This is a genomic window from Actinacidiphila sp. bgisy167 (assembly GCF_965342175.1).
Lineage (GTDB): Bacteria > Actinomycetota > Actinomycetes > Streptomycetales > Streptomycetaceae > Actinacidiphila.
In genome coordinates this window covers 1-19864 of record NZ_CBDRBL010000017.1, presented here as the reverse complement: position 1 = coordinate 19864, position 19864 = coordinate 1, and the positions used below count along the sequence as shown (strand labels likewise).

The window sequence follows — 19864 nt, the reverse complement described above, 5'->3', positions numbered from 1 at the left end:
ACGGAACCTCGTTCCGTATCGTTGCCGGAACGAGGTTCCGTTTGACCCATCATGCCAGGGCTCGCCACGCGGAACCAACGCGTCGCGCCTGCGCCACGCAGGCCCGTCCCACACCACCCACCCTCATCAGGGAGAACACAGCCGTGCAGTACCGCACTTTGGGCCGCACCGGTGTGCGGGTCAGTTCCCTCGCGCTCGGCGCGATGAACTTCGGCCGCATCGGGCGCACCACCCAGGACGAGGCCACCGCCCTCGTCGACCAGGCCCTCGAGGCCGGGATCAACGTCATCGACACCGCCGACGTGTACAGCGCCGGCGAGTCGGAGGAGATGGTCGGCAGGGCGCTCGCTGGCCGCCGCGACGACGTCGTGCTGGCCACCAAGGCGGGCCTGCCGATGGGCGACGAGCGCAACCACCGCGGCGGTTCGCGCCGCTGGCTGGTCACGGCCCTGGAGGACAGCCTTCGCCGACTGGGCGTCGACCACGTCGACCTCTACCAGATCCACCGGTGGGACCCGGCCACCGGCGACGACGAGACCCTGGCGGCCCTGACCGATCTGCAACGGGCGGGCAAGATCCGCTACTTCGGCTCCTCCACCTTCCCCGCGTACCGGATCGTGCAGGCCCAGTGGGCCGCCCGGGAGCACCGCCTCGGCCGCTACGCCACCGAGCAGCCGGGCTACTCCATCCTCCAGCGCGGCGCCGAGTCCCATGTGCTGCCGGTGACGCAGGAGTACGGCCTCGGTGTCCTGGCGTGGAGCCCGCTGGCCTCGGGCTGGCTGTCCGGCGCGATCCGTGAGGGCCGGGAGATCACCACCAGCCGCTCGGCGTTCATGCCCGAGCGCTTCGACACCGCGCTCCCCGCGAACCGGGCCAGGCTCGAGGCGGTGGAGAAGCTGGCGGCGCTCGCCGCCGAGGCGGGCCTGACCATGGTCCAGCTCGCCCTCGGCTTCGTGACGGCGCACCCCGCCGTCACCGCCGCGATCATCGGCCCCCGTACCCCGGAGCACCTGAGGGCCCACCTCGCAGCCGCGGACACCGTGCTCTCCGCGGACGTGCTCGACGCGATCGACGAGATCGTCGCCCCCGGCCTCGACCTCGCCCCGCACGAGAAGTTCGACACCCCGCCCGCCCTCCTCGACCCTTCGCTGCGTCGCCGCAGCGTCTGACACCCACCGGCCCGGTCCTGGCAGGGAGCCCGGGCCGGGCCAGGGCCGGATGCGCGACGACGCCGGTTGCGGCGCCGTCCTGCCGGAGGCCGACTCGAGAGCGTCCGCGGTCCTCGGTGCGCGAGCCCACGATGTCCTGCGGCAGGACGCTCCGGCGAAGCTTCATGCCGTTTCGGCGACACATCGCGGGACAAGGCCCGTGCCCGGTCGACGGCACGAGGCCCGGACGAGACGTCGGGACCAAGGCGGCGTGCGGCGCGGCGCGGCCGTCAGTCGGCGGAGGGTGGGGCGGCACCGAGCGCACCGTGGCTCACGGGAGTGGCGGCCGGCGGTGCTGCGGCCCGAGAAGGACGATGCGGCTACCGCTGAAGGCCGGACGAGCGCGGGTCCTGGAGGAGCCGGGCCGGGCGGGCGGTGGATGGGCGAGCGGGAGCCGGACCTGATCACGGCGCGATCAGGCCCGGCTGGCGGCGGCCGCCGAGGTGGTGTCCTGCTGCGGATCGCGTTCGGCGCCGCGCGACGGTGTTCGGCCGGCGGACCGGCGATGACGGGCGACACAGGCTCCGGGCGGTGGTCCCGCAGCCCGCCGACCGGCGGGGCCCGGGCAGCGACGACGTCAGGGTGCCGGCCTGCGCCCACACGCCCGCGCGCTCCGCGACACCGCGGCCGCCCTCGGCGCGCTACCCCCTCGCACCCGGCCAGTCGGCGTAGCGGATACGGGAGATCTCCAGGACCTCGCCCGTGGTACCCCATTCGTCCTTGCCGAGGCGGGCCAACGGGCGCAGCTTGCGGACATCGGGGTGCCCGTCGACCAGCGCGGCCTCGGATACGGCGGCGTGGACGACGCGGCCGAAGACCACGGTCGAGTCGCCGAGGGTCACGGTGCTGTGCAGTTCGCACTCAAGGGCGACGGGCGAGGCGGCGACGCGGGGCGGCTTGACCGCGCGGCTGGGCTCGCGGGCGATGCCGACCGCGTCGAACTCGCTGACGTCGCCGGGGAAGTCCGTGCCGGTGGCGTTGATCTGCTCGAAGAGGTGCTCGGGCGCGAGGTTGACCACGAACTGCCGGGTCTTCTCGATGTTGCGCAGCGAGTCCTTCCGCCCCACCGAGGTGAACTGCACGACGGGCGGGCTGACGCAGGCGACGGTGAAGAAGGAGTGCGGTGCGAGGTTGGCCGTCCCCGACTCGCTGAGCGTCGAGACCCACGCGATGGGGCGCGGGACGACCACCGAGGTCAGGAGCTTGTAGAAGGGGTTGCGGCCCATGGCCTCGGGATCGAAGTCGATACGCATGATCGCCAGTATCCACCTCGAAGGGTGGGGATCATAAGGTGGCTCCCGCCGCGGACATGGCGTCCTGGGCGGACCGCACCGCCGCGGGATTCGAGCTGCGCCACGAACCGGGGGCCCACCTCTTCATCCGTGAAGGGTGGGCCCCGGTCGTCGACGCCGTCACCGCCGTGCTGCGCCCCCGCCTGCTGGGCTGAGCAGCGCCGAATCCGCCTCGTCCTGCAGGGCGTCCGCCTGGCTCTGCAGGACGTCGAGGTCCTCGGAGATGACGCTGCCGGTGGGGATGTCGGGCAGCCTGTCCTCGATGCGCCTCAGCGGGCGGTAGCGCAGCCCGATGACGCCCCAGCAGGACAGCAGGAGCCCGCCCGTGATCATGAGCAGGCCCATGCCGCGGTTCGGTCCGTCGCCCAGCACCGCCTGGAACACGCGGTTCCCGCTGACCAGGGGGCCGAAGACGTGCTCGTTGAGCACCGGGGTCAGCAGGAAGCCGAGCGGCATCATGGCAGTGGCCAGCATCTGGTTGGTCGCCACGACCCGGCCCTGGAGCTCCAGGCCGACCTTGGCCTGGATGATCGCCAGCCAGTGCGCGTTGAGCACGGCGTTCAGTGCCCACCACAGGAACAGGCCGATGCCCATCAGCACGGGCGCCGGCCGCAGGCCGATCAGGGCGGTGGCCAGGCCCATGCCGACCGTGGTGGCGATCATGCCGTCGGCGCGCCGGCGGGTACCGCCCCAGAAGGCCATGGCCAGTCCGCCGACCGCCGCGCCCAGGCCGCCGGCGGCGGTCACCAGGCCGAGGACGGCCGGGGTGCTGAAGGAGAGCACCAGCGGGGCGGTGAGCACCGTGGTGGTGGCGGTGATGTAGTTGACCACCACGAAGAAGACCACCATCGCCACCATCGGTTTGCGGCGTGCGATGAAGCGCCAGCCGCCGGTGATGGCGGAGCCGAAGGTCTCCCGTCGCTTGCGGAAGAGGCGGTCCGGGAAGCGCACGGCCAGCAGGACCGCCGCGCCGCCCGCGAGACCCACGAGATCCAGGGCGATCACGCCGCTGAGACCGGCCAAGGTGATCAGTGCTCCGCCGAGGACGGGTGCGATGAGCGTGCTCAGCGCGGTGCCGAGTTGGGCCACGCCGTTGGCCTGCGCCAGGTAGGGCTTCGGCACGAGCTGGGCGACGGCCGCGAGGTAGGCGGGGCGCTGGAACGCCGCGGTGAGCGAGGTCAGTCCGGCGAAGAGGGCGATCTGCCAGACCTGGAGCGCGCCTGCCGCCGCGACCGTGGTGAGCGCGGCCAGCGCGGTGCCGTAGACGGCTGTGCAGGCCAGCATGACCTTGCGCCGGTCGTACCGGTCGGCCACGGCGCCGCCGAGGGGTGCGGCGAGCACGGCGGGCAGCAGGGCCAGCATGGTGATCATCGAGTAGTAGGCGACGTTGTGGGTGCGCTGGTAGACCCAGACGCCGAGGCCGAAGGCGGTCAGGCTCGCGCCCGTCAGCAGGATCGTCTGGCTCAGCGCCAGCAGGCCGAATCTCCGGAGGTCGCGCAGGTCCTGGCCGGCGGGCCGGCGGGGACGGGCCGGGGCGGCGGTCGGCGTACTTCCGGGTGCGGTGCCGGCGGCCGGACGCTCCGTGAGCCGTCCGGAGATGAGGTCCGCGAGCTCACCCGCCTGGTGCTTGACGAAGTAGTGGCCGGCGTCGGGGATCCGGGCCAGGTCGACCCGGTCCGCGAAGGCGTACCACTCGGCGTACCGCTCCTCGGACAGTTCCGTGGTCCGGTCGCGGTCGCCGATGACGCACAGCACGGGCGTGCGCAGGCGCGCCGCTTCGGGGGTGCCGAGCCGGGCGCTGAACCAGTCCACGGCCTGGCGCACGTCGTGCCGAACGCCGCGGATCACGGCCTCCTCGGTGGCCTCCTCCAGTTGGCCGCCGAGGGCGGACAGGACCTCGCGGTAGGCCCGGTCGGAGGTCCAGCGGTCGCTGGGGAACCAGCGGTCCACCAGAGAGGAGAGGCGTCCGGGCAGCCGGGCCGTGGGGAAGGACGCGCCGAGGACGACGCCGGCGAGTTCGGTGCCGCGCGCCTCGAGTTCCAGGGCGAGGCCGACCGCTGTGGCCGTGCCCACGCAGTGCCCGTACACCAGCACGGGGCCCTCGCGTCCGGCGAGTTCGTCCCGGCAGCCGTCGATCAGCTCGGCGAGGCTCGGCATGACCTCGTCCGGACGGGCCGGGTCGTGCCCCGGCGGTTCCAGCGCGAGGACCTCCGCGTCGGGGTGACGCGCCGCCAGCTCGGCGGCGAGCGGTCCGTACGAGGCGGCGGAGCCGCCCGCGTACGGGACGCAGAGCACGGTCAGGCCCACGGCGGTCCCCTGCGCCGGTCCGGCCAGTCGCTGGAGCAGCCGGGTGTCGCGCTCGGCGGGCCCGTCCAGGAACAGCGCCAGGTCGCGCACGGTGGGGCGGGTGAACAGGTCGATGACCCGCAGGTCCGGGTCGATGGCGCGGGCGGCCCGCAGGGCGCGGAAGGAGTCGCCGCCGAGGGCGAAGAAGTCCTCGTCGACGTCCAGGTCGGCGTCGGGGAGTTCCAGCACCTCCTGCCAGGCGGCTGCGATGCGGCGCTCGGTGCCCGTGCGCGGTGTGACCCGCTCCGCCGCGGCCTGGGCCGTCGGCTCCGGCAGGGCGGCGCGGTCCACCTTCCCGTTGGGGGTCAGCGGGACGGCGGGAATGGCAATCAGCGCTGTGGGCACCATGTGGCTCGGCAGGTCGGCGCGCAGCGCGGTCCGGGCGGCCTTGATGTCCAGCGGCTCGTCACCGGCGGGGACGAGCCAGGCCGCGAGGTGGCGCTGATTGCCCGAGCCGACGGCCAGGACTACGGCCTCGCGCACTCCCGGCAGGGCCCGGCAGGCGGCGGCGACCTCGCCGAGTTCGACCCGGTATCCACGGATTTTGACCTGGTCGTCGAGGCGGCCGAGGAACTCGATGAGTCCGTCGGCGCGCACGCGCACGCGGTCACCGGTGCGGTAGCAGCGGCTGGTGCCGTCCAGGGGGTCCGGGACGAAGGCCCGTTCCGTGGCCTCCGCGTTGGCGAGGTAGCCGCGGGACACGCCGGGGCCCGCGATGAGGAGTTCGCCGGGGACGGTGGGCGGCAGTGGCCGTCCCGCCGGGTCCACGACGTAGCAGACGTGGTTGGGGAAGGGAGTGCCGAGCGGGGCCACCGGTCCCCCGCGCCGGTGCGGGTCGACCTGGCCGAGGTCGCAGCCCAGGACCGAAACGGTGGTCTCGGTCGGGCCGTAGTGGTTGTGCAGCACCAGGTCGGGGCGGGCGGCGCGGATGCGGTCGGCCAGTTCCCACGGGCAGGGCTCGCCCGCCAGCACCAGGGTGCGGCGCGGCAGGACGGCCGTCAGGTCGCCGTGGGCGGCGAGGAGTTCCACGTGGCTGGGCACCATCTTGACCACGTCCACCGGGTGCGTGGTGAAGTACGCGGCGAGCCGTTGCGGGTCGGTCGCGGTCTCGCGGTCGACAAGATGCAGGGTTCCGCCGCTGATCAAGGCGCCGAAGACCGACAGGTAGCCGAGGTCGGCGGCGGCGGTGGACAGTAGGGCGAAGGAGCGGCCGTGGCCGTCGACGCGTTCCAGGCCGCCGTGCGTGTAGTGCACGAGGCTGCGGTGCTCGACGGCGACGCCCTTGGGCGTGCCCGTAGAGCCCGAGGTGAAGATGACGTACGCGAGGTCGTCCGGGGAGGTCCCGGTGCCCGGCCGCGTGTCCGGAAGCGTCGCGTCGGCGACGGTCTCACCGATCACGGTGAGCCGGGTGGCGGCGGCGCGTCCGGTGAGTTCGTCCTGGACGAGCAGGTGTTCGCTGCCGGAGGCCGCCAGCGTGGCCGCCAGCCGCTGGTCCGGGTAGGACGGCTCCAGCGGTACGAAGGCCGCTCCCGCCTTGAGGGTTCCGAGGACGGCGACCGCCAGGTCGAGACCGCGTTCGGCGAGGACGGCGACCGGGTCCTGGGGTCGGACTCCGGTCGCCAGCAGCCGGTGGGCCACGCGGTTGGCCCGGCGGTCCAGCTCGGCATAGGTCAGCGATCCCTCCGCGGCCACCACCGCCACGCTGTCGGGAGTGCGGTCCGCCCAGTCCTCGATCACGGCGTGCACGGGGCGGTCCAGCGGGAAGTGCCGGACCGGACCGTGGACGACGCCGGCGCCGGGCTCGTCGAGCGCGAGGGAGCCCACGGGGGCGTCGGGGTCGGCCAGCAGCGCGTCGAGCAGCCGCAGGTACCAGTCGGCGAGCCGTTCGGCGCTGTCGCGCTCGAAGCGCTCGGCCCGGTACTCCAGAACGCCGCTGAGGGTGCCATCGGACTCCCGCTCGAAGAGCTGGAGGGCGAGGTCGGCCTTGACCGAACCGGTCGGCACCTCGCGGAACTCCGTGGTGAGGCCCGCGAAGCGTTCGCTGACGTCGGGCCGGCGGTAGAGGTTGGCCATGGTGTCGAACAGGGGGTTGGCGCCTGCCGCGCGCTCCGGGCGCACCCGTTCCACGACGCGCTCGAACGGCACGTCGCCGTTGCCGATGGCGTCGAGGACGGTGCTGCGCACGCGGTCGAGAAGCGTCCGCCCGGAGGGGTCGCCGGACAGGTCCGTGCGCATCACGACGGTGTTGACGAACAAGCCCACCGCCCGGTCGCTGCCGGGGGTGCGACGACCGCCGTCGGGAACTCCGACGGGGATGTCCGTGCTCCCCGAGACGCGGGCCAGCAGCGCCTGCCAGGCCGCGAGCAGCACCATGAAGGGTGTGCAGCCGGTCGAGGAGGCCAGTGCGAGCAGCCGCGCGCGGACCTCGGCGGAGAAGACCAGCGGCACCGCGCCGCCCAGGTCGGAGGGGACCGGGCGGTGCGGACGGTCGGCGGGCAGGTCGAGTCCCGCACCGCAGCCGGACAGCCGTTCCTCCCACCAGTCCAGGCGGGCGTCCTCCAGTTCCGCGGGCAGCCGGTCGGCGACATCCGCGTACTGCGGCGCCGCCTGCGGTACAGGACCGAGTCCGCGGCGGGCGGCGTACAGCGCGGCCAGGTCGGCGATCAACAGGCCGTTGGACCACGCGTCGGTGGCGATGTGATGGACGACCAGCAGCAGCGCATGGTCCTGCTCGCCCACGGTGAAGCAGGCCGCGCGCAGGGGGCACTCCTTCTCCGGCGCGATCGGCCGGCGGACGCGTTCGCCGACCTGGCGGTCCAGTTCCTCGTCGGGGTCGGGGTGGGCGGTGAGGTCGACGTCCTCCACGGGAACGTCGGCGACGGCGCGGGTCCGCAGCACGGGCCTGGGACCGAAGGCGTCCACGACGCCGCGCAGCACCCGGTGCCGCTCGGCGAGGTCGCGCACCGCTCCGAGCAGGGCCTCCCGCTCCAGGGGGCCGCGCAGCCGCAGCAGCACGGGCACCAGATAGGCCGGGCTGTCGGGCTGCAACTGTGCCTGGAACCATAGGCGTTCCTGGGCCGTGCTGAGCGGCTCGGGGGCGCCGTCGTCGCGGGGGGCACCCTGCCGGGCGGCCGCGGCCCGAGTGGCCAGCAGGGCGCGCAGCCGGTCCTGGTCGGTGCCCGGCGAGTGGACGGGGGACGTCGTCATCGGGCACCGCCTTCCGCGTCGAGGGGCGGCAGAAAGACCCCGAGCCGGTTGTGGATCTCGGCGGCCACGCGTGCGCCCCGCAGGCTGTGCCCGCCGAGCGCCACGGAGCGGGCCTGCGGATCGCCTGCCTCAAAGGCCTGCGGGAGGACCTCGTGCCCGATCGACGCCACGGCGTCCGGGTCGTCCTCGGCGGAGGCGCCCGTCCGGCCGGAGCGTTCGCGTATCAGGCGCTCCAGCAGCGGCCGTCCGCCGTCCATCCGGCCGGGCCGTGACGCGGACCGCTGCGCGTTCAGCTGCTCCTCGGCTCGCTGCCGCAGGAGTTTGCGGTCCCGCTTGCCGCTGCCGCTGAGGGGGAGTTCGGCGGCGATGAGGAAGCGGGTCGGCACGTAGGCGGGCGGTACCCGGTCGGCCAGGTGCTCGCGGAGCCTGCGGGGCAGCCCGTCCCCGGCCGGCGTCCCGGCGCCGTCGGCGGTGGGACGGACCCAGGCCACCAGTTCCACGTCCTCACCCACCGTGGCCGCCACCACGGTGCCCTCGGCCACCTCGGGGTGACCGTTCAGGTGGTGTTCGACCTCCTGCGGCTCTATGCGCTGGCCGCGGATCTTCACCTGGTCGTCGACACGGCCCAGGTACTCCAGGCCGCCGTCCACCCACCGGACCCGGTCGCCGGTGCGGTACCAGACGGGCACCGACGCGTTGGCGTCCGCGGGGACGAAGGCCCGCTCCGTCAGGTCCGGCCGGTTGAGGTAGCCCAGGGCCAATGGCATGCCGCCGATGCGCAGTTCGCCTTCCTCCCCGGTGGGCACCGGCTTGCCGTCGCCGCCGAAGATGCCGAGGACACAGTTGTCGACAGGCAGCCCGATGAGGACCCGGTCGACGTCGGCGGCCTCTTGCGGACAGGTCCAGTGCGTGACGTCGATTGCCGCCTCAGTGGGGCCGTACAGGTTGTGCAACCGGGCGGGCAGGCTCGCGGTGAAGTCGCGTGCCACGGCGACGGGCAGGGCCTCGCCGCTGCAGAAGACATGTCGCAGCGAGGTGCAGTCCTGCGCCCCGGGACTGCGCAGGAACTCGCGGAGCATCGACGGCACGAAGTGGCACACGGTGATCCGGTGGTCCTGGACGGCGCGCGCCACCAGAGCCGGGTCGCGGTGCTCCTCCGGCGGCAGGAAGACGCAGGTGGCCCCGGAAATCAGCGGGAGCCACAGCTCCCAGCCGGAGACGTCGAAGGTGACCGGGGTCTTCTGCAGGATCCGGTCCTCCGGCACGATGCCGTAGGTGTCGCGCATCCACAGCAGCCGGTTGCACAGCGCCAGGCTCGGCAGCACGACGCCCTTGGGCGCGCCCGTGGAGCCGGAGGTGAACAGAACGTACACAGGCTGGTCGTCGGCCACCTGCGGCAGCGGATCCGCCACGAACCCGGGGCCGCCGGATGCCACCGCGACACGTGATGCGTCGACCTCGACCGTGCGCAGTCCGTGCTGGGCCAGGACCGGTCCTGCCTGACCGCCGACGAGCGCCACCCGGCTGCCCGCGGTCTCCAGGACGGCGGCCAGCCGGGCCGGCGGATCGTTCGGGTCGACGGGCAGGTAGGGCAACCCGGCCTTCAGGACGCCCAGCAGCGCCGCGAGAAGCCCGTTGCTGCGGGGCACGGCCACCACCACCGGCACACCCTCCGGAGCCCGGTCCCGCAGGGTCCGGCCGATGGCGTCCGACCACGCGTCGAGCTGCCGATAGGTGAGGACGTCCACCCCGGACCGGACGGCCGGGCGGTCAGGGTGCCGCTCCGCCACGTCCCTGATCAGACCTGGCAAGCCGGTCGGACAGCCCCTCATGACCTTGGGTCCCGCAAGTTCCACGGATCCGGCACCCGAATTGTGTTGCACGTCCTCTGCTCCTCTCGCCCGGACAGGGCCGCGAGTCACACTAGGAACAGCCGGTCGAACGCCACAGAGGTGCTGATGAGACCTTAACAATCGCGCCTTTCAGACCTCTTGCCCGTTTTCACCTGAATGTTCCGGGAAGTGCGACGGGCGTGACGGCAGCTGTGGCGAGTCAGGAAGACAGCCGTTGCAACGACGGGGGGCAATCGATCCATGAGGGCCGACTGGGCGATCGGGGCCGCACGCCCCGGCCGCCCTGGGCTGTGCCCCTCGAAAGAAGGGGGAATCGGGTGGGCCCAATCCGGAGGACCGAGCCCGGGCACCCCGCGGGCCGGTGCCGGCGAGCCGCCGCGGCCGTCATCTGAGGCCGCTCCCATTCTTGATGGCGCCCTGACGACAGGTCCGGGCGGCCACCGCTTCCCGGCGTCGGCATGCGGGCGGGGTTCGTCCGCCGTACCGCGCCTGGCCCGCGACACGGCGGCCCGCGCGGAGGAGGAGCACCATGGCTGAGGCTCTGGGTGGCGAGGTCGCTGTCCGCGTCGTAGGTCGCGAAGGAGGCGCCTGCGACGGAGTCGGTGCGGGAGGTTCCGGGCCGCGGGGTCCATGGCGGTGTCGTCGGTGTAGGTGGTCGTCGACGGTGCGGAGTCGGTGGTCTTCGTCACGCGCGCGAAGGCGGAACCGCACGGCTCTCCCGTGTCGTTCCGCAACCCTGGTACCGCGGGCCGCGCTGCTGACGGCATGGTGACGACATCGGTGACGCACGCCACGGGGCATCAGGAATTCGTCAAGCTCGCCCGGCCCGGCGTCAAGGCCCCGCCGTTGCAACCCCGCGCCCACCAGCACAGCGCGACAGTCGCCCTCGTGCTCGTGGTGCTGGTCACCGGGCTCGTCGAGATCCCCTGGCGGCGAGCAGTTTCGGCGGGGCGGCGGCAGGAGCAGGGCGGACGGGGCCCGGGTCGTACCCGGCCAGGCTGGTGCATAGCGGCGCCGCACGGCGCCGGGCGTCGTGCACGGACAGCGGCAGCGGGTCCCAGCCCGCAGCGCGTCCGAGTTCCGCGATCGGGGGCGCGATGCCGGCGTCGCGGAGGATGCCGGGGGGTTCGCCGATCACCGCGTGTCCGTCGCCGGGCAGGTGGATGACGCGCACGACTGTGTCGAGGGTGCCGGTTCCCTGGGACCACGATGGTCTGCTCGTCCAGGGCGGTGGAGATGTCGTCGATCAGCCGGGTGGCCATGCTCGGGGCTTTGGGCACCGACGAGCAGGCCACCAGCAGCACCGCCACGAACGGGTGACACTTCCCGCGTCGCGAGCGCGGATCAGCCAGCGTCTGCAGCCGCAGCGCCAGCGGACCGATCGACCGATGCTGACGGCTGGGCGACTTGGTCAGGCAGACGGTGGCAGACTGGCGGCACATCGAAGCTCCTTTGGACGAAGGCGACTTGGGAAGGTCACCTCCACAACGGAGCTTCGTTGCGTTGCGCACTCGGCAGACATCGTCACATCGCCGTGACCTGCACACTCACAAGATCACTCAGACTTTGAAATCGCCCTGGCCGCACTCGTCCTCAACGGACGGCCCGGGCCGGCATTCTGGAAACGATCTCCGTTGAGAAAACCTCACTCGGTCGCCGGAACCACTTGTGGATCGCCTCATCGGCGAGTTCGTTCGTCTCGGATTCCGGCGATGACAGGATGGAGCCGCCTACGCGTGTTCCAGCTGGCGGCGAATATCGAGTCGGTGATGCCGCAACTCGTGCAGCGTGTGCACTGCGAACCAACGCAGGGATCGCACGGCCGTCTCGGGGTAGGGGACGCTCAGAGTGCGTTCCCAGTCCGCGGGTCCGAGCTGGTCGAGTCCGTGGGTGAACAGCAGGGCGGCGTCGTGCAGTTGACGAGCGACATCGGCTGGTTCCTGCTGAATGTATCCGTCGTGTTCGACCCGCTCGTCCCGCCCCATCGGCTCGGTGACCGGCGAGTCGCTGCGTCGCGCGGCGAGTAGCCGTTCTCGCTGGACGAGCAGTACATCGCGCATGTGACAGGCGTACTCGAGGGGACTCCAGACCTGGGGCGCGGCGCGTCGTCGGAGTACGACAGGGTCGGCGCGCAACAGTTCCACGCATTCGGAGACATAGTGGTGGGTCAGCACCGACACTTTCTCGGCCAACGCCAGATCGTACTCGTAATCACATTCCGTACAGTGCAGCATCGTATCCATAATATCTAATCCCGCCCCTCGGAGTGAGGGGAAACGATTGTCTCGCTTATCCGCCGTTGAAGCCTGATGACCTCGGGACCCTGGCGCACACATTCCCGCCCATGGCCGAGATCAGGGGAGAACGAGCTGATAATACCCCTGCAGTTCCCGAATCTCAGTGGTTACTTGGATGGAGCATGCGCTGGGGATCGCGAGGTGCTCCTTGAGCAGGCCCAGTATCAGCTTTCCCAAGCGTTCCTTCAGCTCCTCAGGACGGCCTGGCAGGATGTCGACAATTGCGTGAACCATGTGGTGGTTAGGGCTTCCGTCGCCGACAACAGTCTCGTCGAGGGCGAGGAACCGGGTCTTGAATCCCCCCAGCGCGCTACTGATCAGGTCGGAGGCCGCAGCGTGCGCGGCCAAGGCGAACCCTCTCCTATCGAAACCCGCCGCCAGCGCTTTCGGGTACTGGACCGTTATCTGTGGCATGCCGACACCTTCCCGTGATCGAAGAACCCACCAGTAGCGCGGCGGTGTGACCGTGGGTCGAACGCGTCCGAGCCGCTCAGCTCGGACGCAGTGGTCGAGCCCGCCGCGGTCACCGCGCCGCCCGCCTCACCCTGCTCCGGCCACGGCCTACTCGCCGGCATTCCCGCCCGATTCGGAGCTGCCCGGCTCCCGACCCGATACCCCGGCACCATCGACATCCGACATCAGCTCAGCGGCGACTCGCACATCCGGGTCCGAACTGGCCGGGCGTTGCCGGCACACCCCCTCGATCTCCACGAGCAGGTCGGGCCGGCACACGTCGACGTTGAAGTAGGCGATCTCGGAGTCAGCGCGGAACACCTGCGCGCAGATGTCGCGAACGGTGGCAAGGTGCTCGGGATCGCGGACGTAGACCTTGACTTGGTCGAGATCCCGCACGGCGTAACCGTGGCCTTCCACGCCGTGCCGGCGCAGATTCTCGCCACCGACGAGTGCGTCGATGTTGCAGAGGGTCTCGAGGGTCTGCCGTGTGACGTCGTCCGCGTGCACGGTGTCCTCACCCAGGATGCTGGCCGTGCCCGACACGAACACGCTCGCCGTCTGCTGCCCCTGCAGGAACGTCGCGCGGGCGAAGCTCGGAGACTTCGGTCCATACCGTGCCGGGTACCGGTAGGCCGGGGTCTGCCGCGGATTTTCCAGGTGGACGGTCCGGCCCTGTTTCGCGGCAAGGACACAGAGGTCGATGCCGGGACTGAGCGTGCCGATTCCGGTGGCGGCCGGCAGCTGCGGGAACTGTTCGGCCCAAGCAGCGAATGCTTCGGCCCGGCCGACGCAGAAGTCGCGGTAGATCTCAACGCCTTCCGCGTTCGGGCCGGTGATGTCGCCGATCAGGTTCCACATGCGTACCAGCCGGGTATAGCCGCTTTCCCACACGAACCGCAGGGCGTCCTCGTACAATTCGCGTACACGCTCCCGGTACACCGGCTGCGGTCCGAGACGTACGGCGTAGAACAGGTACTCGCCGTCCTCGGCATAGACAGCGTCCCCCGACGTGCCGGAGCGCCCGGGCCGGTCGGTCTGCCAGACCTCCTCGAACGGAGCGCCACTCCCGTTCGCCATGTGGGTGGTCAGGCAGGGGATCCCATCGACCAAGGTGGGTTCGGCCGGTCTGTCGGCGAAGATGATCCGCCCCAGCACACTGCCGCCCGACGCGTCGGCCACACCGGCAGTGCCCGGGACCAGCTCGGACCGCAGCCCCCGCACACGGTTCCGAAGTCGTGAGTGATTCAACGTATCTCCAAAGCTTGATTCTATGACGGCGGCGCCCGCCGCGAGGCGCAGCAGGGCGCATCTGGATCGGGTTCCGGTCCGGCGAATTCGACCGGCCCACACCAGTGGAACGGCATTCAGGACGGGTCGCAGCAAGCCCGGGTTGCCTGCGTCCTCGGCCATGCGATGCCGCATCGGTTGACCACCGGACAACTGCCGAGTGTTGTCGGCCGCTGCTGGTCGTTGCCGGAGGATGTGCCGGGGGCCGCGCTCAGGGCGCGACGCCCTCCTCGGTCGCCAGCGCGGCGAGTGCCCGCTGCTCGACCAGCGTGGCCAGATCGGCCAGCACAGGAAGCTCGAACACGGTGCGGACGGAGACGTCGACGCCCAACGCGTCGAAGATCTCCCGGGCCACCCGGATCGCGGTCAGCGAGTTGCCCCCGCAGTCGAAGAAGGAGTCGGAAGCGGCCACCCCCTGCACTCCGAGCACCTGTTCCCACGTTGTCGCCAGAAACTCCTCCACCACGGTCGCGGGCTCCACCCGCTTGCGCCCCGCCGGCTCGCGCTGCGCCCCGGGGAGCGCATCAGGCTCATGCGACGGCGGAACGGGCATCGCGAGTGCCGAGCAGACGCGGTCGGGATGGGCGCTGCCCTCGGTGAGGACCTGGCAGAATCCATCGAGCAACGCCGAGGCGGTCGCCTGATCGAAGCGCTCCACGTCGTAGCAGAGCTGCACCTCGGTCCCGGCGGCCGTGTCGTTGACGAGGAAGGTGGCTTCGTTGGGAGCCGCGCCGGAGTCCCGCTCGCCGAGCACATGGAGCTCCGCGGCACCTGACCGCAGGCGTACCGGCATCCCGGACGGGCGTACCGACAGGACCACCGGGGTCAGCGGTACTCCCGGTGGCCGCACCACGCCCGCGGCGTCGGCTGCCTCCAAGAGTGTCGCGGACGGCAGATCGCGGTGCGTCAGTGAGCGGTTGCGCGCCAGCGCCGCCTCTGCCACCACCGTCCGGAAGCTCTGCTCGGGTTCCCACCGTACCCGGACGGGAAGGGTCGCGATCAACGGACCGACCACGTGATCGAGTTCCACCACATCGCGTCGCGCCGCCGGCACCCCGACGAGAATGTCACGGGTACCGGTCCACCTGGCGAGCAGCACGTCCAACGCCGCCAAGTACACCGCGAAGGGGCTCAGCCCACTGAGCGAACCCAGCTTGCGCACCGCGTCGACCGTCTCCGGTGCGAGTGGACGGCTCAGGCGCTTTCCCCGGCAGCTCAGGGCACCGTTGCGGGCGCGGCGGGACACGTCGTACGGTGGCCGCGCGCCGGCCAGTTCCTTCGTCCAGAACTCCCGATCGGCGGTGGCGTTCGCGGCGAACAACGTTTGTTCCCAGCGGGCCACGTCACTCAACTGCACGGCTGGTTCCGCCATCGACTGCTCGGCCTCGGCCAGGTGCGTGGCCAGTTCCTGCAGAAGGATGCCGCCGGACCAGCCGTCGAAGGCCACATGGTCCACCCCGATGACCAGGGTGGCCGTGTCCTCCGCGGTCCGGACCAAGGTGGCGCGCAGATGCGGCACGTCGACGTCGAGCGCGAAAGGCTGCCGGGCTGTCTCGTCGAGGACGGAGTGGATCTCCTCGTCGCCCATGGCCTGCGCGTCGTACTCGGTGAACGGGACCTCGGCCGGCGGGCGGACCTCGCCCGTCACCTCCGTCCCGTTCACCCGCACCACCGTGCGCAGCGCCTCGTGTCGAACGACGAGAGCGTTCAGGGCGGCGGTCAGGGCGGCCGAGTCGACCCGGCCGGTGATGCCGATCGCGAACGCTTCTGCAGTGGCGCCGGGGAAGCCGCTGACCTGCCGAGTCATCCACAGCTGGCGCTGCATGTCGGTCAACGGCACACTCGTGGCGCCGAAATGCCGCATCGGTGGTGGTAGAGCCGTCCCGGCATCAGCCAGCCGGCGCGCCAGGCCCGCCACGGTCGGCTCGGCCAGGAACGCTCCGGGCTGGACCGCGGTGCCCAGTTCCGCACGGACGCGGGCGACCACCCGGGCGGCGGCCAGCGAATGGCCACCCAGAACGTCGAACCGGTCCGACCGGCCCACCCGGAGCAGGCCCAGCACGTCCGCGATGATGGCGGCCACCTGCTCCTCGACCGCGCCGTGCGGCTGCTCACCGTCGCCGCCACCGGTGCCGGTGGCGGGGATGGGAGGCAGCGCTGCCCGGTCCGCCTTGCCGCTCGAGTTCAGGGGCAGGTTCTCCAGCACCATGATGCGAGCGGGGACCATGTAGTCGGGCAGCCTGTCGCGCAGGTGATCGTGAAGCTCGGCCTCGGTGACCGGCGCGGTCCCCGCCGGCGCCTCCACATAGGCGTGCAGCGTGCGGACGCCCTGGGGGTCCGCCGGGGCGGTGGCCACGGCGTTGCGCACGCCCGGGTGCGCGGCCAGTGCGGACTCGACCTCGCCGAACTCTACCCGGAAACCGCGCACCTTGACCTGGTCGTCCAGGCGGCCGAGGTAGTGCAGGACACCATCGACGCGGCGGACGAGGTCGCCGGTGCGGTAGCGCCGCGCACCCAGGGAGGCGGGGTCCTCGACGAATCGCTCGGCGGTCAGCTCCGGCGCGCCGAGATAGCCGCGGGCGACGAGTGGTCCCGCCACCCACAGCTCGCCAGGTGTCCCGTCGTCGACCACCCGCTGATCGGCGTCGCGGACGGTCAGCTCGCTGCCGGCGACGGGCTGTCCGATGGGCGGGTTCCCCTTCTCCGCCCGGCCGATGACGTGTGTGGCGCAGAAGACGGTGCACTCGGTCGGCCCGTACACGTTGACGACGGTCTCCACTCCCGGCTGTGCGTACAGGCGATCGACCAGCGAGCGAGTGGCCACCTCGCCGCCGAGGTTCACCCGGCGCACCCCGCTGGGCAGTGGCTGTTCCAGCAGGGCGGCGATCGCGGAAGGCGGCGCGCCGATCATCGTGACCTCGTCGCGGGCCGGTAGCGTCGGCAGGGCGAGGATGTCGTCGGCCAGGACTACGGAGCCTCCGGTGCTCAACGGCCCGAAGATCTGGTGGACCGATGCGTCGAAGCTGAGCGATGCAGTGGCCAGTCCCGCGCGCAGATGCGCGGGATCGCTCGTGCGTTCCACCCACCGCAGGAAGGCGACCACTGAGGAGTGCTCGACCGCCACGCCCTTGGGTGCGCCGGTGGAGCCGGACGTGAACAGGACGTACGCGAGACCGTCCGCTTTGACAGGGGCGCCGCCGCTGTCGTTCAGGTCCTCGACGATGACGGGCTGGGCACCAGTCGCCGCGCAGGTGGGGGCCAGCTCGCGGGTGGTCAGCACGTACCGGATCGCCGCCAGCTGGACCATTTCCTTCAGGCGGGACAACGGCATGAGCGGGTCGAGCGGGACGTAACCGCACCCTGCCCGCCACACCGCGAGGATCCCCGCGACCATCCGCTCATCGCGGGGGAGACAGACACCGATCAGGTTCGCCGCGGGCTCGGCCAGGCCCTGCGCGAATCGGGCGGCCATGGCCGTCAGCTCCTGGTAGCTGGTCCGGCGTTCGCCTGCGATGACCGCTGTGGCGGTGGGAACACGTTCGGCCTGAGCGGCCACAAGATCATAGACAGTCGTCATTGCGTTCTCTTGGAGAATCGGGGGAGGGATGGTCCGGTTCACCGGCCTGACCCGGTGGCGTCGGAGGCCGACCTGACGCGGTTTCTTCTCGGCGTGGACCGTCCCGGCACCAAGTTCAGCAGTACCTGTGCGCGACGGGATAGCCCGGCTTCGGCATTCATACGAAGAACTAACGGGCGCCGAGTTGCGGCAACCGGATCACGCACCGGTCAGGATCACCAGCGCAGGCGGGCAGGGGATCTGGGACTACGTGACCAGGCCCGCGGGTCGGACCCCACCCCGCTCGCGATGACCCAGCAGGCCCGGACTACGAGAGTGTCCAATAGGCGGCGGATCCGATGATCAAGGAGATGCCTGATGAGCGAGACCATCACCGAGCACGAGGCCGTGGCCGAGACGTGTGACGGCCTGCACATCCCGTTCCGAACGCGACAGACGAGTTAGCATGCCATTAGCGGCTCTTGTGTTGTGCTTCGCACCCTCTATAGGTTTCGCCCTGAAATCAGCTACGAGCAAGCGGAGCACATGTGCGGCGCCAACTGGACCCTGCCATAGCCGAGGTAGCAGGTCGACGGACGTCCCTTTCCTTCCCTGCCGAGTGCCCGGGCCGATCAGGGAAGTGTCCAGGATGAGGCCGACGGCCGTCCGCCGTCGAGTGCGGCACCGAGCGGCTCACGTGTGCACAGCTTGAGGCGTGGTCCGACGAACTGGGCCGTGCTCTCCGCGCCGAGACTCCGTCAGGACTGACCGTGGCGGTCGCCGTTCCGCGGGGTGTTCAGCTGCCCGTCGTCCTGCTCGGCGCGCGTTCGCCTGGCTGCACAAGTTCAAACAACTTCGCATCCGCTACGAGCGACGCGCCGACCTCCAGCAAGGTCTCCCCCAATGTGCCCGCAGCATCATCTGTCTTCGACGGCCTCGGGCGGCATTCTGAAACAGTTACTTAAGGTCAAGTGCATGTCTATGGTGAACGAAACCGCACATCACGGCACCACGGTGCTGCGGGCGTCACGGCTGTTCGACGGCGAAACGGTCATGCCGTGGGACGACCCCGTCGTGATCCTCGAAGGAACGACGATAGTCGGAATCGGCCGTACGGCGGATCTGCGGCTTGGAGAGACCGTCGTGGACTTTCCGGGCGCCACCCTCATTCCCGGTCTGATCGATCCCCACGTGCACCTCGCCTTCGACGCGAGCCCCGACCCGGTGAAGTCACTCGCCGATCGCGACGACGACGCTGTCGTGGCCGCGATGCGCGTCGCGGCCACGACAGCACTGCGCGCTGGCATCACGACCGTGCGTGACCTCGGCGACCGAAACTTCCTGTCACTGGCCCTGCGAGGCGCGACGGACCTGCCGACCATCGTGGCGGCCGGGCCGCCGCTGACCACCGTGGCCGGGCACTGCCATTTCCTCGGCGGTGAGGTGGGGCCCAGCCCCGCCGAACTCCGGGTCGCGGTGCGTACCCATGTGGAACGTGGTGTCGACATCGTCAAGATCATGGCCAGCGGCGGCACAATGACGTCGGCCAGCTTCCCGGAGCAATCACAGTTCGCCCGGGAAGCCCTGCGTGCTGCTGTCATGGAGGCGCACCGGCACGGGATCCCCGTGACCGCGCACGCGCACGGTTACGACGCTGCACTCGACGCGATCGAGGCCGGGGTGGATGGTGTGGAACACGCCGGTTTCTGGTCGGCCGAAGGAGTCGTCGCGCCGGGGCCTGAACTCGTCGAGCGGATCGTCTCCCAGCGCGTCGCGCTCGGCGCCACCGCCGGAGCGCTACCCGGAACTGGCTCGGTGGTGCCCGCGGCCGTATCCCGGAGAATGCCTGAAATCATAGCCAACTTCGCGGCCCTGCACGCGGCGGGAGCGGTGATCGTCGCGGGCACGGACGCGGGGATCGGCCCGTACAAACCGCACGATGTGCTCCCGTACGCGCAGGATCGGCTGGCCGCATACGGAATGGACCGGATGGCCATCCTGCGGAGTATGACGTCGGTCGCCGCCGGTGTCTGCGGTCTCGGCCACCGCAAGGGCAGGCTGAAGCCGGGGTACGACGCCGATGTCGTTGTCGTACGGGCCGATCCGATCGGCGACCCCTCCGCCCTGCACCGGATTGCGGCAGTCTATTCCCGCGGCACCCGAGTCGATCCGCAACGCCGGCACCAGGGCCCTGCCTCACACTGAGCGCAGATGCGAACCTTCATGGTCCACACCCACACGTGTCATTCCGCTCCTACCCGGTCGATGTTCAGTGTGCGCGATATTGATGAGTACGAACTGATCAGGGCTTGATCAAGTTCCATATTGATCCGAAACGGTTTGGGTTCTGGGTCGTTGGTGA

General features: G+C 70.9%; 10 protein-coding genes and 1 pseudogene. 3 read left to right on the top strand and 8 right to left on the bottom strand.

The window, feature by feature from the left end; all coding sequences use genetic code 11:
- The first annotated feature begins 143 nt into the window (after window positions 1-143).
- The gene (locus ACRWND_RS09350) at window positions 144-1169 is read left to right on the top strand and encodes an aldo/keto reductase (protein ID WP_431947939.1); all 1026 of its coding nucleotides are present in this window, start codon (window positions 144-146) and stop codon (window positions 1167-1169) included.
- Window positions 1170-1849: 680 nt separating this feature from the next.
- On the opposite strand, the gene ACRWND_RS09345 is transcribed toward ACRWND_RS09350, so the two are convergent.
- Window positions 1850-2461: a flavin reductase family protein gene (locus tag ACRWND_RS09345; RefSeq protein WP_431947937.1), complete on the bottom strand. Its 612-nt coding sequence runs from the start codon at window positions 2459-2461 to the stop codon at window positions 1850-1852.
- Window positions 2462-2499: 38 nt separating this feature from the next.
- Here ACRWND_RS09345 and ACRWND_RS09340 point away from each other — a divergent pair, with 38 nt between their 5' ends.
- On the top strand, window positions 2500-2655 hold the full coding sequence (locus ACRWND_RS09340; protein ID WP_431947935.1) for a hypothetical protein: 156 nt from the start codon (window positions 2500-2502) through the stop codon (window positions 2653-2655).
- On the opposite strand, the gene ACRWND_RS09335 is transcribed toward ACRWND_RS09340, so the two are convergent.
- The 7 genes and pseudogenes from ACRWND_RS09335 to ACRWND_RS09305 form a co-directional block, all read right to left on the bottom strand.
- On the bottom strand, window positions 2621-8053 hold the full coding sequence (locus ACRWND_RS09335; protein ID WP_431947933.1) for a non-ribosomal peptide synthetase/MFS transporter: 5433 nt from the start codon (window positions 8051-8053) through the stop codon (window positions 2621-2623). The two genes, ACRWND_RS09340 and ACRWND_RS09335, sit on opposite strands and share 35 nt — an antisense overlap.
- The gene (locus tag ACRWND_RS09330; RefSeq protein ID WP_431947932.1) at window positions 8050-9843 is read right to left on the bottom strand and encodes an amino acid adenylation domain-containing protein; all 1794 of its coding nucleotides are present in this window, start codon (window positions 9841-9843) and stop codon (window positions 8050-8052) included. Before ACRWND_RS09330 ends, ACRWND_RS09335 begins: the two co-directional genes overlap by 4 nt.
- Before the next feature lie 985 nt (window positions 9844-10828).
- Window positions 10829-11077 (bottom strand): annotated as a pseudogene (locus tag ACRWND_RS09325) (cobalt ABC transporter ATP-binding protein); the annotation flags it as partial.
- Window positions 11078-11636: 559 nt separating this feature from the next.
- Window positions 11637-12140 (bottom strand): DinB family protein, encoded by a 504-nt coding sequence (locus ACRWND_RS09320; RefSeq protein ID WP_431947930.1) that lies wholly within the window; start codon window positions 12138-12140, stop codon window positions 11637-11639.
- A gap of 120 nt (window positions 12141-12260) precedes the next feature.
- A complete protein-coding gene (locus ACRWND_RS09315; RefSeq protein WP_431947928.1) occupies window positions 12261-12617 on the bottom strand; it encodes a 5-carboxymethyl-2-hydroxymuconate Delta-isomerase in 357 nt (118 codons plus the stop codon).
- Window positions 12618-12764: 147 nt separating this feature from the next.
- A complete protein-coding gene (locus ACRWND_RS09310) occupies window positions 12765-13838 on the bottom strand; it encodes an FkbO/Hyg5 family chorismatase (protein ID WP_431947926.1) in 1074 nt (357 codons plus the stop codon).
- A 319-nt stretch (window positions 13839-14157) separates the two neighbouring features.
- Window positions 14158-17523, bottom strand: a complete 3366-nt coding sequence (locus ACRWND_RS09305) for an amino acid adenylation domain-containing protein (RefSeq protein WP_431947924.1) — start codon at window positions 17521-17523, stop codon at window positions 14158-14160.
- 954 nt (window positions 17524-18477) lie between these two features.
- On the opposite strand from ACRWND_RS09305, the gene ACRWND_RS09300 reads away from it, so the two are divergent.
- Window positions 18478-19707, top strand: a complete 1230-nt coding sequence (locus ACRWND_RS09300) for an amidohydrolase family protein (protein WP_431947922.1) — start codon at window positions 18478-18480, stop codon at window positions 19705-19707.
- Window positions 19708-19864 lie beyond the last annotated feature (157 nt).